This window comes from Agrobacterium sp. OT33 (assembly GCF_017313365.1).
GTDB classification, from domain to species: Bacteria; Pseudomonadota; Alphaproteobacteria; order Rhizobiales; family Rhizobiaceae; genus Agrobacterium; species Agrobacterium rhizogenes_A.
On sequence record NZ_JAFLMZ010000005.1, the window covers coordinates 343,477 to 359,627 of the forward strand.

General features: G+C 61.1%; 14 protein-coding genes. 11 read left to right on the forward strand and 3 right to left on the reverse strand.

Annotated elements, in window-relative coordinates; all coding sequences use genetic code 11:
• The first annotated feature begins 1 nt into the window (after position 1).
• From JZX88_RS14470 to JZX88_RS14510, 9 genes are all read left to right on the forward strand, one after another.
• Positions 2 to 1,009, forward strand: coding sequence for a branched-chain amino acid ABC transporter permease (locus JZX88_RS14470; RefSeq protein ID WP_206913987.1), 1,008 nt, complete (start codon positions 2 to 4; stop codon positions 1,007 to 1,009).
• Complete coding sequence (locus JZX88_RS14475; RefSeq protein ID WP_080842971.1) at positions 1,006 to 1,770, forward strand: ABC transporter ATP-binding protein; 765 nt, start codon at positions 1,006 to 1,008, stop codon at positions 1,768 to 1,770. Before JZX88_RS14470 ends, JZX88_RS14475 begins: the two co-directional genes overlap by 4 nt.
• Positions 1,751 to 2,467 carry an ABC transporter ATP-binding protein gene (locus JZX88_RS14480; protein ID WP_206913988.1) on the forward strand — a complete coding sequence of 239 codons (717 nt, stop codon included), beginning with the start codon at positions 1,751 to 1,753 and terminating at the stop codon, positions 2,465 to 2,467. Before JZX88_RS14475 ends, JZX88_RS14480 begins: the two co-directional genes overlap by 20 nt.
• A 272-nt stretch (positions 2,468 to 2,739) precedes the next feature.
• Positions 2,740 to 3,555 carry a MurR/RpiR family transcriptional regulator gene (locus JZX88_RS14485; RefSeq protein WP_065116991.1) on the forward strand — a complete coding sequence of 272 codons (816 nt, stop codon included), beginning with the start codon at positions 2,740 to 2,742 and terminating at the stop codon, positions 3,553 to 3,555.
• Positions 3,556 to 3,761: 206 nt separating this feature from the next.
• Positions 3,762 to 5,678 carry a 5-dehydro-2-deoxygluconokinase gene (gene iolC, locus JZX88_RS14490; RefSeq protein ID WP_206913989.1) on the forward strand — a complete coding sequence of 639 codons (1,917 nt, stop codon included), beginning with the start codon at positions 3,762 to 3,764 and terminating at the stop codon, positions 5,676 to 5,678.
• Positions 5,675 to 7,501: a 3D-(3,5/4)-trihydroxycyclohexane-1,2-dione acylhydrolase (decyclizing) gene (iolD, locus tag JZX88_RS14495; protein WP_206913990.1), complete on the forward strand. Its 1,827-nt coding sequence runs from the start codon at positions 5,675 to 5,677 to the stop codon at positions 7,499 to 7,501. The genes iolC and iolD overlap by 4 nt, the downstream gene beginning before the upstream one ends.
• Position 7,502: 1 nt before the next feature.
• Positions 7,503 to 8,411: a myo-inosose-2 dehydratase gene (gene iolE, locus JZX88_RS14500; protein ID WP_206913991.1), complete on the forward strand. Its 909-nt coding sequence runs from the start codon at positions 7,503 to 7,505 to the stop codon at positions 8,409 to 8,411.
• A gap of 191 nt (positions 8,412 to 8,602) precedes the next feature.
• Positions 8,603 to 9,415 (forward strand): 5-deoxy-glucuronate isomerase, encoded by an 813-nt coding sequence (gene iolB, locus JZX88_RS14505; protein WP_206913992.1) that lies wholly within the window; start codon positions 8,603 to 8,605, stop codon positions 9,413 to 9,415.
• Between the two features lie 215 nt (positions 9,416 to 9,630).
• Positions 9,631 to 10,758: a Gfo/Idh/MocA family protein gene (locus JZX88_RS14510; RefSeq protein ID WP_206913993.1), complete on the forward strand. Its 1,128-nt coding sequence runs from the start codon at positions 9,631 to 9,633 to the stop codon at positions 10,756 to 10,758.
• 161 nt (positions 10,759 to 10,919) lie between these two features.
• Here JZX88_RS14510 and JZX88_RS14515 read toward each other — a convergent pair whose 3' ends face one another.
• The 3 genes from JZX88_RS14515 to JZX88_RS14525 form a co-directional block, all read right to left on the reverse strand.
• Positions 10,920 to 11,882, reverse strand: a complete 963-nt coding sequence (locus tag JZX88_RS14515) for a 2-hydroxyacid dehydrogenase (RefSeq protein ID WP_206913994.1) — start codon at positions 11,880 to 11,882, stop codon at positions 10,920 to 10,922.
• A gap of 360 nt (positions 11,883 to 12,242) precedes the next feature.
• Positions 12,243 to 13,265, reverse strand: a complete 1,023-nt coding sequence (locus JZX88_RS14520; protein ID WP_065116998.1) for a LacI family DNA-binding transcriptional regulator — start codon at positions 13,263 to 13,265, stop codon at positions 12,243 to 12,245.
• Between the two features lie 133 nt (positions 13,266 to 13,398).
• The gene (locus JZX88_RS14525; RefSeq protein ID WP_206913995.1) at positions 13,399 to 13,908 is read right to left on the reverse strand and encodes a MarR family winged helix-turn-helix transcriptional regulator; all 510 of its coding nucleotides are present in this window, start codon (positions 13,906 to 13,908) and stop codon (positions 13,399 to 13,401) included.
• A gap of 79 nt (positions 13,909 to 13,987) precedes the next feature.
• Here JZX88_RS14525 and JZX88_RS14530 point away from each other — a divergent pair, with 79 nt between their 5' ends.
• On the forward strand, positions 13,988 to 14,788 hold the full coding sequence (locus JZX88_RS14530; RefSeq protein WP_206913996.1) for a creatininase family protein: 801 nt from the start codon (positions 13,988 to 13,990) through the stop codon (positions 14,786 to 14,788).
• A 113-nt stretch (positions 14,789 to 14,901) separates the two neighbouring features.
• Entirely contained in the window at positions 14,902 to 16,035 is a 1,134-nt protein-coding gene (locus JZX88_RS14535) for a GTP-binding protein (RefSeq protein ID WP_206913997.1), read from the forward strand.
• Positions 16,036 to 16,151 lie beyond the last annotated feature (116 nt).

The window sequence follows — 16,151 nt, forward strand, 5'->3', positions numbered from 1 at the left end:
GATGGCGGTGCTCATGAACGACGTGACTGAAACGGCAGACACCCCGAAGGCGCGCTCGCCGCTGCGCACGCTTGCGGGGCCGCTCCTCATCATTGCCGCCGCCATTGCCGGTTATTACCTGTTTCCGGATAATCTGGCGCTTCTGACCCGCATCATCGCCATTGCGCTGCTCGTGCTGTCGATCGATCTCGTTACCGGCTATTGCGGCGTCGCAACGCTTGGCCATGCGGCGCTCTTCGGCGCGGGCGCCTATGCCGCCGGCATTGCCGCCGCCCATTTCGAGATCACCGATCCGCTTTTGATGACCGTGATCGGCGCGGGCGCGGGCGGCGCGGCCGGTCTGGTCTCCGGCACGGTTCTCCTGCGCGCCCATGGCCTGCCGCAGCTCGTTCTTTCCATCGCCGTCATCCACCTGTTCCATGAGGCGGCCAACAAGGCATCCGGCTGGACGGGCGGTAGCGACGGGCTTGCCGGCGTTTCCCCGGACGCGCTGTTCGGCACCTTCGAATTCGATCTTTTCGGCCGCACCGCTTATATTTACGGCGTCTGTCTGCTGCTCGTCGTCTTCCTCGCCCTCAGGGTCGTGGTCAATTCGCCCTTCGGCATGTTGTGCCGCGGCGTCAAGCAGGACAGCATCCGCATTCAGGCCATGGGCGGCGCCGTCAACGGCACGATTTTAAAGATGTTCGTCATATCGGGCATCGTCGCGGGCATCGGCGGTGCGCTCAACGCCATTTCCACCCAGGTCGTCGGCCTCGACAGCCTCAGCTTCACGCTTTCGGCCGAAGCACTGGTCATGCTGGTACTCGGCGGCGCGGGTTCGCTTTATGGCGCGCTGATCGGCACCGTCACCTTCATGTGGTTCGAGGATGTCGTTTCCGCCGCCAATCCGTTCCACTGGCTCACCATTGTCGGCCTGCTGCTGATTGCCGTCGTGCTTTTTGCGCCGCGCGGGCTTTATGGCGCGGGTGAGCAGATCATCGCGCGCATCCGTGGAGGTCGCAAATGAGCGCCATTTTCGAAGTCTCCGGCCTCAAGAAAAATTTCGGCGGCCTCGTCGTCACCAACAATGTCTCGCTGTCGCTTTCGCCGGGAGATCGCACGGTGCTGATCGGCCCCAATGGCGCCGGCAAGACCACCTTCGTCAATCTCGTCACCGGCAACATCAAGCCCTCGGCCGGCACCGTGCGCATCGCCGGCGAGGATGTGACCGGCCTCAGTGCCAGCCAGCGGGTGAAACGCGGCCTTGTGCGCTCCTTCCAGGTCACAAGGCTGTTTCAGGATATGACGCCTGAAGAACACGTGGCGCTTGCCATTCTCCAGCGTGAAGGCAAGACCGGCCGGATTTTCGGCCGTTACCGCGCCATGCCCGCGGTCATGAGCGAAGCCCGCGACATTCTCGGCACGCTTGGCCTTCTCGCGCTTGCCGAAACCCGGGTGCGTGAAATCGCCTATGGCCAACAGCGGCTGATCGAGATCGCGCTTGCCATGGCGCTTCGCCCGAAAATCCTGCTGCTGGACGAACCAGCCGCCGGCGTGCCTTCCACGGAAACGGCGCGCATCGAACAGGCGCTCGACCGGCTGCCCGCCGATCTCGCCATATTGATGATCGAGCACGACATGGATCTAGTCTTCCGCTTCGCCAAACGTGTGGTGGTGCTCGCCGCAGGTGCGGTCATCTTCGACGGTTCGCCTGAAGACGTCACCAGCAATGCGGAAGTCCGCCAAGCTTATCTGGGAAGTTACGCCGATGCCCGCAGCGCCGCTTGAAATCGTCAACCTCACCGCCGGTTATGGCCCCACCCGCGTCATCGAGGGCCTGTCGCTTTCCGTGCCGTCGGGCTCGCGTTTCGCGGTTCTCGGCCGCAACGGCGTCGGCAAGACCAGCCTCTTCGCCACGCTGGCCGGCCAGACGAAACGCTTTGCCGGCGATATCCGTCTCGGCGGGCAGGACATCGCCGCTTTGCCGAGTGCCGCCCGCGCCAAAGCCGGCCTCGGTTACGTGCCGCAGACGCGGGATGTCTTCCCGACGCTGACCGTCGAGGAGAACCTGTTCGTCGGCCTCAAGACCCGGCCGAAATCGGCCATCGAGGAAGCCTACACGCTGTTTCCGCGCCTGAAGGAGCGCCGCCGCAATCTCGGCTCGCAACTTTCCGGCGGCGAACAGCAGATGCTCTCCACCGCCCGCACCATTCTCGGCCAGCCGCGCGTGCTGCTGCTCGACGAACCGCTCGAAGGCCTCGCCCCCGTCATCTGCGAAGAACTGATGGCCGCCTTTTCCAAACTCGCCCAATCCGGTGAAATGACCATTCTTCTCGTCGAACAGCGCATCCAGATGGCCATCGACTTCGCCGACCACGCCATTATCATGGAACGCGGCCGCATCGTCTGGGAGGGGCCGTCCAGCGATCTTGCGGAGAACCCGGATATTATCGATACGCATCTTGGGGTTGGCGGGCTGCACTGAGCCAACGCATCACCGTTGCGCGTTCATATATATATCTCCGTCATACCGGCCTTGAGCCGGTATCCAGCCACCCCAAGTCCTGGGGTGAAAAGACTCTTCGCTCCGCGCAGACGCGCGCCGACTGGATTTCGGCTCAAGGCCGCAATGACGGAGGGTGACCGATCACACAAAGCCCCCGCCGTCTCATTTGCCCTTCCTCAAAAAACCCAATGGAATAAAAATTCCACTGCAGTTAAAGTGCACACGATTTCAGTCTGCACAAAGGAACGACAATGACGGCAATCGAGGCGCCAGAATCCGTAAAGGCTTTTGAGGAGCGGCTGCTCCAGGTCGCGGAGGGTTTGCCGAAACGATTGCGGCAATGCGCCGATTATGTCGCTTCCAATCAGGATCGCATCGCCGTTTCCACCGTCGCCGAAATGGCGGAAGGGGCTGGCGTGCAACCTTCTGCCTTCATGCGTTTTTGCCAGATCATGGGCTTTTCCGGCTTTTCGGAAATGCAGCGGCTGTTCCGCGATTCCTATGTCGGCGGCTGGCCGGATTATGCCACGCGGCTCGACCATCTGCGTGAGAAGGGCGATGAAAGCGCATCCGGCCTGCTTGCCGAATTCGTGGAGGCCGGCCGGTCCTCGCTGGAAATGCTGCTGAAATCGGTCGATACACGCCAGCTTGACGAGGCGGTTTCGGCTCTGGCCGGTGCGCGCACCGTGCATATTGTCGGATTGCGGCGGTCTTTCCCGATTGCCAGCTACCTTGCTTATGCCTTCGAGAAGATGAAGGTGCCGGCGGTTCTGCACAGTGCGGTCGGCGGGCTCGGCAATATCAGCGCCATTTCCCGTGACGACGCGCTGATCGCGATCACCTTTTCCCCCTATTCCGCCGAGACGCTGGAACTGGCGGAAAACGCCCGCGCCAACGGCATTCCGGTCGTGGCGCTCTCCGATTCCGCCGTCAATCCGCTGCGCAAATCCGGCGCGACGCTGCTAACCGTCACCGAGATCGATTTCGGCGCGTTCCGCTCGCTTTCCGCCACGCTCTGTCTGGCCATCACGCTCGCCGTGGCTGTGGGAACTCGCAAAACAGCCTGAATATTTTTATTGAAAACGGAAAAAATAGAATTTATGATCCAAATCCATGAAACGGACATTCCATCGTCGTCCGTCTCGTGACGGATGACAGTGGGCGGAGGAGGCTCACCGGAGCGGGATGGCGAAAGATGCGGGCGGCTTCGCCCGGTGTCGCTCCAAACATGTGAGGCAGGCCGCCACGACAGGCGGCCCGAAGGAGGAACCTTTTGAAAAAACTTGATCTTATCACGATCGGGCGCTCGTCTGTCGACCTGTACGGTTCGCAGGTCGGCGGCCGTCTGGAGGACATGGCCTCCTTTGCCAAATATATTGGCGGCTCTCCCACCAACATCGCAGCCGGTGCCGCACGCCTCGGGCTCAACAGCGCCGTCATCACCCGCGTTGGCGATGAGCATATGGGCCGCTTCATCCGCGAACAGCTGGTGCGCGAAGGCGTTGACGTGCGCGGCGTGAAGACGGACCCGGAGCGGCTGACCGCGCTGGTGCTGCTCGGCATTCGTGACCAGAACCAGTTCCCGCTGATTTTCTATCGCGAAAACTGCGCCGACATGGCGCTCAGCGAAGACGATATCGATCCCGCCTTCATTGCCGAGGCAGGCTGCATCTGCGCCACCGGCACGCATCTGTCGCATCCGAAGACGGAAGCAGCCGTGCTGAAGGCGCTGAAACTCGCCCGCGAAAATGGCGCGAAGACCGCGCTCGATATCGATTACCGGCCCAATCTCTGGGGTGTGGCCGGCCATGGCGATGGCGAAAGCCGTTTTGTCGAATCGCAGAAGGTCACCGCCAAGCTGCAATCCACCCTGCATCTGTTCGACCTGATCGTCGGCACGGAGGAGGAATTCCACATCGCCGGTGGTTCCACCGATACGCTGACCGCGTTGAAGGCCGTGCGCAAGGTTTCGAACGCGACGCTGGTGTGCAAGCGCGGGCCGATGGGCGCTTCGGTTTTCGCCGGCGAAATTCCTGCCAGCCTCGACGATGGCGAGACGGGCGAAGGTTTTCCGATCGAGGTCTTCAACGTTCTGGGTGCCGGCGATGGCTTCATGGCCGGGCTGTTCCGCGGCTGGCTGCGCGGCGAAGACTGGCCGACGACGCTGAAATACGCCAATGCCTGCGGTGCTTTCGCCGTCTCCCGCCATGGCTGCACACCGGCCTATCCGAGCTGGGAAGAACTGCAATATTTCTTCAAGGCCGGCATTCGCAACAAGGCGCTGCGCAAGGACGAGGCGCTGGAACAGGTGCATTGGTCCACCAACCGCAAGGGCGACTGGGACACGATGCGCGTCTTCGCCTTTGACCACCGCATGCAGCTGGAAGCCATCGCCGACGAGCTTGGCGTCAAGCACGAGCAGATCGGCGCTTTCAAGAAACTCTGCCTTCAGGCCGCGCAGCAGGTTGCCGGTGGTGAGGCGGGTTACGGCATTCTTTGCGACGGCCGCCTTGGCCGTGACGCCCTGTTTGCCGCCAGCGGTTCCGGCCTCTGGATCGGCCGCCCGGTGGAATGGCCCGGCTCGCGCCCGCTGACGCTGGAACCCGATCTCGGCAAGGATTTCGGCGGTCTTTCCGAATGGCCGCTTGAAAATGTCGTCAAGGTTCTGTGTTTCTATCATCCCGACGATACGGATGAGATGCGCGCCGCGCAGGAAGAGACCGTCATGCGTCTGTTCCAGGCAACACGCCGCAACCGGCTGGAAATGTTGCTGGAGGTCATTCCCTCCAAGGTCGGTCCGACCGACGACCTTACCGCCGCCCGTATCATCGAGCGTTTCTATGAGATCGGCGTCTATCCCGACTGGTGGAAGCTGGAACCGATGAAGACCCGCGCCGCGTGGAAAAACGCCTGCGACGCCGTGCATCGCAACGATCCTTATGTGCGCGGCATCGTCGTTCTCGGTCTAGACGCGCCGCAAAGCGAGTTGGAAGAAAGCTTCCGCCTTGCCGCCGGCTTCGATCTGGTAAAAGGTTTCGCCGTTGGCCGCACGATTTTCGCGGATGCCGCCCGCAACTGGCTCGGTGGCAGGATGACCGATGAGGAAGCGGTCAGGGATATGGCGCAGCGCTATACCAGCCTGTGCCGCATTTGGGATGAGGCGCGCGCCAAAAAGGGAGAGGCAGCGTGAAGACAATCAGATTGACGGCTGCGCAGGCCATGGTTCGTTACCTGGCAGCGCAGATGAATGAACACGGCGAAACCTATATCGCCGGCATGTGGGCCATTTTCGGCCATGGCAATGTCGCCGGCATCGGCGAGGCGCTTTATGGCATCCGCGACGAACTGCCGACCTATCGCGGCCAGAACGAGCAATCCATGGCCCATGCGGCCATTGCCTATTCGAAGCAGCTGCGCCGCCGCCGCGCGATGGCGGTCACCTCCTCCATCGGCCCGGGTGCCGCCAATATGGTAACGGCGGCTGCCCTTGCCCATGTCAACCGCCTGCCGGTGCTGTTGATCCCCGGCGATGTCTTCGCCAATCGCGGCCCCGATCCCGTGCTGCAGCAGCTGGAAGATTTCGGCGACGGCACCATGACGGTCAATGACTGCTTCCGCCCGGTCAGCCGTTATTTCGACCGCATCATGCGGCCGGAACAGTTGCTGACAGCGCTTCCCCGCGCCATGCGCACCATGACGGACCCGGCCGATTGCGGCCCCGTCACGCTCGCCTTCTGCCAGGATGTGCAGGCGGAAGCCTATGATTACCCCGAGAGTTTCTTCGAAAAGCGTGTCTGGCGTCAGCGTCGTCCTGAGCCGGATGTCGTGGAGTTCGAAGAAGCGGTCGCTGCACTTAAAGCAGCCAAGCACCCGATCATCGTTGCCGGCGGCGGCGTGCATTTTGCTGGCGCAACCGAGACGCTGAAGCGCTTTGCCGAAACCCATTCCATCCCCGTCGTCGAAACGCAGGCCGGCAAATCGGCGCTCGCCTGGGATCATGATCTGAATTTCGGCCCCGTCGGCGTCACCGGTGCGGAAAGCGCCAATATCATCAGCGAGAAGGCCGATCTGGTCTTCGGCGTCGGCACACGTTTTCAGGATTTCACGACAGGTTCATGGGCATTGTTCAAGAACCCGAACCGTAAAATTCTGGCGCTCAACGTTCAGCCCTATGACAGCGCCAAGCACGATGCGATCAGCCTGACGGCGGATGCGAAGATCGGGCTTGAAAAGCTCTCCGCAGCGCTTGGCAGCCACCGTTTTGCGGCCCCGGATGCCGGTCTCAAGGCTGCATGGTTTAAGAAAGCCGATGCCGATACGGCGGCACCGGGCGAAGACCAGGTCAACAGCCTGCCGACAGACATGCAGGTCATCGGCGCGGTGCAGCGCCAGTCGCGTGACAATACCGTTGTCATGTGCGCCGCAGGCACCATGCCGGGTGAGTTGCATCAGCTGTGGAAATCCAAGCTGCCGCTCTCCTATCACATGGAATACGGCTTCTCCTGCATGGGTTACGAGGTTGCCGGGGGTCTCGGCATCAAGATGGCGGAACCGGACCGGGACGTGATCGTCATGGTCGGCGACGGCTCCTACATGATGATGAATTCCGAGCTTGCGACATCGGTCGCCATGGGCGTCAAGATCACGCTCGTCATCACCGACAACAGGGGCTACGGCTGCATTAACCGCCTGCAGATGGAAACCGGCGGCGCGGAGTTCAACAACCTCTACGCCCACACCAACGTCAACCCCATCGCCATCGATTTCGTGGCCCATGCCGGGTCGATGGGTGCGGATGCACGCAAGGTTTCCACCATAACCGAGCTGGAAGAGGCGCTTGCGGCGGCCCGTGCCTCCAGCCGCACCACCGTCATCGTCATCGATACCGATCCTTACCCGACGCCGCAGGCCGGCGGTCACTGGTGGGATGTCGCGGTGCCTGAAGTATCCGACCGCGCCGAAATCGGCCCGGCCCGCGCCCGTTATGAAAACCATCTCAAGGAAAGACAGTAAGATGATCCGTTACGGTACCAACCCGATTGCCTGGTCCAACGACGACGACCGCACGCTGGGCGCGCATATCAGCCTCGAACAATGCCTCGATGAAACCGCCAAGATCGGTTTCGACGGCATCGAGAAAGGCCACAAATTCCCGACGGAGCCGGAAGGCCTGAAGGGTGTGCTTTCGCCGCGCGGCCTCTCCTTCGTCTCCGGCTGGCATTCGCTGAACCTTCTGACCGACGACATCGAATCCGAAAAGAAGGCGATGCAGCCGGCGCTTGATCTCTTGAAGGCCATGGGCTCCAAGGTCATCATCGTCTGCGAGACCTCCAATGCCATCCATGGCGATGACAACAAGGCGCTGGTCGACCGTCCGCGCCTTGCAGCCGAGGACTGGGCCAAATTCGGCGCGGGCGTCGAGGCGCTGGCCGCCTTTGCCGCAGAACAGGGTATCACCCTCGTTTATCACCACCACATGGGAACGGTGGTCGAGAGCGAAGAGGAAATCGATCTCCTGATGAAGCATACCGGTCCGAAGACGCATCTGCTGCTCGATACCGGCCATTGCCTGTTCGGCGGCGGCGATCCCGTGCGCGTCGCGCAGAAATATATGGGCCGCGTCGGCCACATCCATGCCAAGAATGTGCGCCCTGCCATTGCCGATCAGGTTCGCGGTGAGCGGCTCTCCTTCCTCGAAGGCGTTCGCCGTGGCGTATTCACCGTGCCGGGCGATAGCGAAGGCGGCGTCAACTTCCCGCCGGTGCTGAAGGTGGCGGCCGAGCATGGCTACAGCGGCTGGCTGGTGATCGAGGCGGAACAGGACCCGGATATCCGCAACCCATTCGAATATCAGAGCCTCGGGCTGAAATCGCTGAAGGCTTTTGCGCGCGAAGCAGGGCTGGACAAAGCTCAGGCTGCTTGAACTGAGCAAAGGAAGGCGGGCGGCCTACCCCATCCGTCATTCCGGCCTTGAGCCGGAATCCAGCCAGCCCAAGTCTTTGGGCTGAAAAGAGTCTTCCCGCCGCGCGGACGCGCGTCGGCTGGATTCCGGCTCAAGGCCGGAATGACGAGATGGCATGAATTATCGTACTGCTCACAAAAAGGAACACCACCATGACCTCACTTCTGCGCAAGCCGGTCGCGACCAGCGGCAAGGTGCATGATATCACGCCCCAAAGCGCGGATTGGGGTTATGTCGGTTTCGGCCTCTACCGCCTGAAGCCGGGCGAGACGGCGGCGGAAAACACCGGCGATACCGAAGTCATCCTCGTGCTGGTCGAAGGCAAGGCGACGATTTCCGCAGGGGATAAGGACTTCGGTGAACTCGGCGACCGCATGAATGTGTTCGAACGCAAGCCGCCGCACTGCGTCTATGTCCCGGCCGGCTCCGAATGGTCGCTGACTGCCACGACCGATTGCACCGTCGGCGTCTGCACCGCACCCGGCGAAAAAGGCAGCCGCGAGGCGCAGCAGATCGGCCCCAATGGCGTGCAGTTCACCGAGCGTGGCAAGGGTGCCAATACGCGTTACATCTTCCCCATCGCCATGGAAGAACGCGATGTGGCCGACAGCCTGCTGGTAACGGAAGTCTTCACGCCGTCGGGCAACTGGTCGTCCTATCCGCCGCATCGGCATGATGAGGATAACTACCCCAATATGACCTATCTGGAAGAGACCTATTATCACCGGCTCAACCCGGCGCAGGGTTTCGGCTTCCAGCGCGTCTTCACCGAAGATGGATCGCTGGACGAAACCATGGCGGTGTCGGACGGCGATGTCGTGCTGGTGCCCAAAGGCCACCACCCCTGCGGCGCGCCCTATGGTTATGAGATGTATTATCTGAACGTGATGGCCGGGCCGATGCGTAAATGGCGGTTCAAGAACCACCCGGATCATGACTGGATTTTCAAGCGGGATAATCCCTGAGACGCACGACGTCCCTCATTCCTGTGCTTGTCACAGGAATCCAGCCGACACGCGTCTGCGCGGCGGGGAGAGACTTCACAGCCCAAGGACTTGGGCTGGCTGGATCCCTGTGACAAGCACAGGGATGAGGACAGAGGGGCTTTGTTTCGCCTGCCACATTTCAATAAACGCTCAATACGTTGATTTCATTCTAAAACTCTCGGGAGGAGAATAGCATGGCCGCTCTTGGCGTGGGCCTTATCGGCACCGGTTACATGGGCAAATGCCACGCGCTGGCGTGGAACAACGTCACGAGCGTCTTCGGCGATGTGGAACGCCCCCGCCTCGTGACGCTAGCGGAAGTAAACCCCGAGCTTGCCGCGAAGAAAGCCGCCGAGTTCGGTTTTGCCCACTCTACGGGCAACTGGCGCGACCTGCTTTCCAATCCCGAGATCGACGTCATCTCGGTCACTACGCCCAACGCCTTCCACCCGGAAATGGCGATTGCCGCCCTTGAGGCCGGCAAGCATGTCTGGTGTGAAAAGCCGATGGCGCCCGCCTTTACCGATGCGGTGAAGATGCGCGATGCCGCCCGCCGTTCCGGCAAGGCGGCGGCGATGGGCTACAATTACATCCAGAACCCCGTCATCCGCCATATCCGCCGCCTGATCGACGAAGGCGCCATCGGCAACGTCTATCACGTCCGCGCCGAAATGGACGAGGACTTCATGGCGGATGCCACCCAGCCCTTCTACTGGAAGAGCGAGGCCTCTTCCGGTTACGGTGCGCTGGATGATTTTGCCGTGCATCCGCTGTCGCTTCTCTATGCCCTTTTCGGTCATGCCGAAAGCGCCATCACGGACATGGTGAAACCTTACGAGACCCGCCCGCTTGCCGGTGGCGGCAACCGTGCCGTCGAGACGCACGATCTTGCCAGCGTTCTCTTAAAGCTAGAAGGCGGCATTTCCGCCGTGCTCATTGCCAACCGCTCCGCCTGGGGCCGCAAGGGCCGCATCGCCATCCAGATTTATGGTTCCACGGGCTCGATCCTGTTCGATCAGGAGCGGATGAACGAGTTCCAGCTTTACACCACGGATGGACGCCCGGAGGAGCAGGGTTTCAGAACCATCCTCACCGCGCCGCACCACAAGCCCTATGACCGCTTCATCCCCGCCCCCGGCCACGGCCTCGGCTTCAACGACCTGAAGGTGATCGAATGCCGCGAACTGATCGCGGCAATCGAGGGGAAAAAGGCGCATATCATCGATTTCGAGGAAGGCCTGAAGATCGAGCGCAGCATCCACGCCATGGCTAGGTCGTTTGCCGAAGGGCGATGGGTGGGAAGCGCGGAGATTGCGGAATAGGACGCCGACAAAGGGCGAAACGTATCTTCCGTCATGCCGGACTTGATCCGGCATCCAGCCACGGCGCGTCTGCGCCGTGACAGGAGTCTTTTATGATCAAAGACTTGATCATGCTGGACCCCGGATCAAGTCCGGGGTGACGGTGTGTGGAGGTTCCGGCCTCACCCCTTAACCGGCGTTTCCGGCACCGGCGTCAGCACCTTGCCGTCCCTGAACCAGCCGAGAATATTGTCGGCCACCAGATCGGCCATGGCGTTGCGCGTCGGAACCGAGGCGGAGGCGACATGCGGCAGCAGGGAAACGTTCGGCAGCGACAGGAAGGCTTCCGGCACCTTCGGCTCGGCATAGAACACATCCAGACCGGCAGCACCCAGGGCGCCGCTCTTGAGCGTCTCAAGCAGCGCATCCTCATCGACGCTGGAACCGCGCCCGACATTGATGAACACGCCGTCAGGTCCAAGCGCCGTCAGGATTTCGGCATTGATCGCCTTATGCGTTTCCGGCGTGCCGGGCACGATGCAGATCAGGACATCGACCGCTTCCGCCATCTCCTTCAGCGAGCCGTAATAGGTGTAGGAGAGGCCATCCCGCTTGCTGCGGGTGTGGTATCCGATTTCCACCTTGAAGGGCTCCAGCCGTTTGGCGATTTCCTGGCCGATGCGGCCCATGCCGAAGAGACCAACCTTGCGACCGCGCAGCGAAAACGGCGAGAGCGCGAACGGGCCTTCGCCAACCCATTTGCCGTCACGCAGCCAGGTCTCGGCCTGATAAAGACGGCGCACGGTGTTGATCAAAAGCGCAATCGTCGTATCCGCCACCTCGTCGTTCAGCACATCGGGCGTATTCGTCACCACGATGTTGCGCGTGGCGGCATGTTTGGCATCGACGCCATCATAACCCACGCCGAAATTGGCGATGATCTCAAGCTTCGGCAGCGCATCGATCCACTTTGCGTTGACGACGCCGGAAACGGCGATGGCATTGACACGCTCCGCCGCACCATCAGGCAGAACCGGCTCGGTACCGGCAGGCACGGCCACGATCTCGACCTTGCCTTCGAGGCGTTCGAGAACGCGCGGGTTTATCTTGCCGGGAACGAGAACGACGGCCTTTTTGTCAGACATGAGCGGATATTCCTCCTGATAACATTCCGATAGCCGGAGCGGGCTTCAGGCGAACCGCTCGCCATCCCACTCCTCTGGGCGGCGATCTTTTCAAACAAAGGCGGCCGTGAAAAGGGCAATAAGGGGATGCTATGGGGGCAGACGGAAGTTTCATGCCGATTTTTTTGCGGCACCCCTCACCGTCATGCCGGACTTGATCCGGCATCCAGTCAGCCCAAGTCCCTGGGCTGAGAGAGCCTTTTCACCGCGCAGACACGCGGTGGCTGGATTCCGGCTCAAGGCCGGAATGACGGAAGAAGGAAACATCGCGAACAACCAGAAACATGCAGCCTGCCGCATCCATATTCCCGGGCGATATATTCAAACCCGCGGCCGCACCGGCCCGGTCGATTGCCGGATACGCATTTCCGGCTTGATGAGGTGAATGCCGTCAGGCTCGTGGCTGCCCGCCAGCCTGTCCAGCAGCGCGCGGGCCGCGAGACGCCCCACCTCGGCCTGACCGTTGGAAACCGTGGTCAGCGCCGGCGTGGCAATCGCCGCCTCTTCCAGATCGTCGTAGCCGGTGACGGAAATATCGACACCCGGCACCAGACCGGCGCGGGAAATGCCGTTCATGAGACCGATGGCGACGAGATCGTTCCAGCAGACGGCGGCGGTCGGCTTCTGCGGCAGTGAGAGGAAATGCACGGCGGCCTCGAAACCGCCCTGCTTGGAGCGCGGGCCGGGAATGCGCAGGTTCGGATCGACCTCGATACCGGCCTTGCGCAGCGCATTAACGTAACCCTGGTAACGGTCACGGCCGGTCGAGGTCTGGTCGGTGCCGCCAACCATGGCGATGGTGCGGTGGCCGAGGCTGATCAGGTGGTTGGTAGCAAGCGAAATACCGTAGCTGTCGTCGCCGCGATAGGTCGGCATGTCGACGCCGTCCATGGAGCGGGCCACGAGGATGGCGGGCATGCCATTTTCTTCGGCCAGCGTCATGTCCTCGATCGGCGTGCCGATGGCCGGCGACATGATGATGCCGTCGGAACCGAGTTGCAGCAGCGTTTCGATGAAGGTGCGCTGTTTTTCCACCGAATCATAATGGTTGGAAAGAATGAAGGTCTGGCGGCTGCGGTCCAGCTCGCTTTCGATGGCTTTGAGGATTTCGCCATAGAACGGATTCATCACATCGTGGAACACCACGCCGACAATGCCGGAGCGCGAAGTGCGCAGGCTGGCGGCGCGGCGGTTGTAGATATAACCCAGCGCCCGCGCCTGGTCCTTGATCTTGTCGCGCGTATCGGCGGCCACCAGCGGACTGTCGCGCAGGGCAAGCGAAATGGTGGCGGTTGAAAGACCGAGGCTTTCGGCAATGGTGGACAGTTTGACCTTTTGGGCCACGGCATTCCTCCCCAAACGCGTGTCAGCGACGGATGTCCCTGTTTAAATTGCAATTAAACAATTTAAACAAAATCCGCAACCCGTTTAAGGAATCCCCACAAAACCAACGGTTCTTTTAAAAATTTCAACAAAATTATTGAAGATTGCCGTCGATGACCTTCAGAAGTTTAACGATGTTTCGCACATCCTTGGCTGAAAGCCCCTCTACGGCCCTTGAACCACAATCGGCAATCGAGACGTTGATGTGTTCGACGCTTTTCAGGCCCGCTTCGGTCAGCTTCACCAGCGTCACGCGGCCATCCTCGTCGTCACCGCTGCGCTCCACGAAACCCTGGGCTTCCATGCGGCCGATGGTGCGCGTCATGGTCGGCGCCTTGACGCCAAGCTTCTGGGCGATCTGGCCCGGTGTCAGGCTGCCTTCCTGCGCCAGCGCCAGAATGACGCCGTCTTGGCCCGCATAAAGCCCGCTTTCGGCCAGGCTGTGACTCAGCGCCGTGCGCATGGAACGGGCGGCCTGGGTGATGGATTGCGCCAGTTCCTCGGGGTTGAAATTCTCATCCCTTTTTTTGGCGTCCTTTGATTTTTTGCCGCCTTTTTCCTTCTTGGCGCTTTTGTCCTTATGCCCGGATTTGTCCTTGCTCATATGCGAGTGCCTTTTACCCTGTGGCGGAACCGATATATGTTGCTGGAAATCCTTAACGAATGCACGCGCGGACTGCCAGATGCCAAACTCATACACGCATTATCACGACGAAAACGTAACAGACCCGCATCTTCGCGCAACAGGTGCAATTTCCGTGCTGCCGCTCGGCGCGCATGAGCAGCACGGGCCGCACCTGCCCTTCGAGACCGATACGCTGATTGCCGAAGGCATCGCCGCCCGTCTCGCCGCCGCCCTGCCCGGCCATCTGCCCGTCTCCTTCCTGCCGGCGGAACCGGTCGGATATTCCATCGAACACATGAATGTGCCGGGCACGAAGACGCTGCGATACGATGAGGCCATCGAGCGCTGGCTTGGCATCGCCGAGGCGGAATATAACAAGGGCGTGCGCAAATTCGTGATGCTGAACGCCCATGGCGGTAATTCACCGCTGATGACCATCGTCGCCACCGAGGCCCGCGCCCGTTTCGGCATGCTGGCGGTCGCCACCAGCTGGACCCGTTTCGGTGTACCGGCCGATATCGTGAAGCCGCAGGACAAGGCGGTCGATATTCATGGCGGCGATATCGAAACATCGGTCATGCTGGCGCTTCACCCCGAGCGCGTGGCGATGCAGAAAGCCGCCGACTTCCCTTCCCGCCAAAGCGATTTCGCCAGCCGCTTCAAACACCTGCGCGCCTATGGCCCGCATGCCTTCGGCTGGCTGATGAGCGATCTGAACCCGGACGGCGTTGCTGGAAACGCCGCCGCCGCGACCTCGGAAAAGGGCGAAAGGCTGATTTCCCATGCCGTAAAAGGCCTTGTCGAACTGCTTGAAGATATCCACGCTTTTGACATAACGTTATTTCATAACAAAATTTGAGTGACATGGCCGAATTCGGCCAAAATCTCTTTGAACTGCCAGGACGTCGCGCCTATATGGACGACGACACATCTTCCTGAGGCTTGACGGCCTCTCTCCACGCGGGGTTTTCCATGACCGAAACAGCTATAGCCAAGCCCATTCCAGTCACCGTCCTGACGGGATATCTCGGCGCCGGCAAAACGACGCTTCTCAACCGCATTCTCTCCGAGAACCACGGCAAGAAATACGCTGTCATCGTCAATGAATTCGGCGAGATCGGCATCGACAACGATCTGATCGTCGAGTCCGATGAAGAAATCTACGAAATGAACAATGGCTGCGTGTGCTGCACGGTGCGCGGCGACCTGATCCGCGTCGTGGAAGGCCTGATGCGCCGCCCCGGCCGTTTCGACGGCATCATCGTCGAGACGACAGGTCTTGCCGATCCGGTTCCGGTCGCCCAGACCTTCTTCATGGATGACGACGTGCGCGCCAAGACCGAGCTTGACGCCGTCGTTGCCCTCGTTGACGCCAAGCACCTGCCGCTGCGCCTGAAGGACAGCCGCGAGGCCGAAGACCAGATCGCCTTTGCCGATGTCGTCGTCGTCAACAAGACCGATCTCGTTTCGCCGGAGGAAGTGGCCCGCATCGAGGATATCGTGCGCGCCATCAATCCATCCGCGCGCATCTACAAGACGACGCGGTCCGGCGTCGATCTCGCCCGAGTTCTCGATCAGGGCGCCTTCAATCTGGAACGCGCGCTCGAAAACGATCCGCATTTCCTCGAGCATGGCCATGAGGATCATGTCTGCGGCCCCGATTGCGACCACAATCACGATCACGATCACGGCCACGGCCACCATCATCACGACCATGACCACGATCACGGGCATCATCACCACGACCATGGGCATGACCATGGCCACGACCATCACCACCATGGCGCGGTTTCGTCGATCCATGACGTGACGGTGCAGTCGGTCTCACTGCGCGGCGGCGAGATGAACCCCGAACGGTTCTTCCCGTGGATCCAGAAGGTTACCCAGACCGACGGCCCGAACATTCTGCGCCTCAAGGGCATCATCGCCTTCAAGGGCGATGCCGAGCGTTACGTCGTGCAGGGCGTGCACATGATCATCGAGGGCGACCACCAGCGCCCGTGGAAGGAAGACGAAAAACGCGAAAGCCGCCTCGTCTTCATCGGCCGCGAACTGGACCGCGAGAAGCTGGAAAAGAGCTTCAACGCCTGCCTCGCGACGGCCTGATCCTTATCCCTCCGTCACCCCGGCCTTGCGCCGGGGTACGGCTGCGTCCATCATCCGTCCGACGCGCGTTCTTCGACACGGTACATGGCAGTTGCAAATCACTGATACTCCCGTGC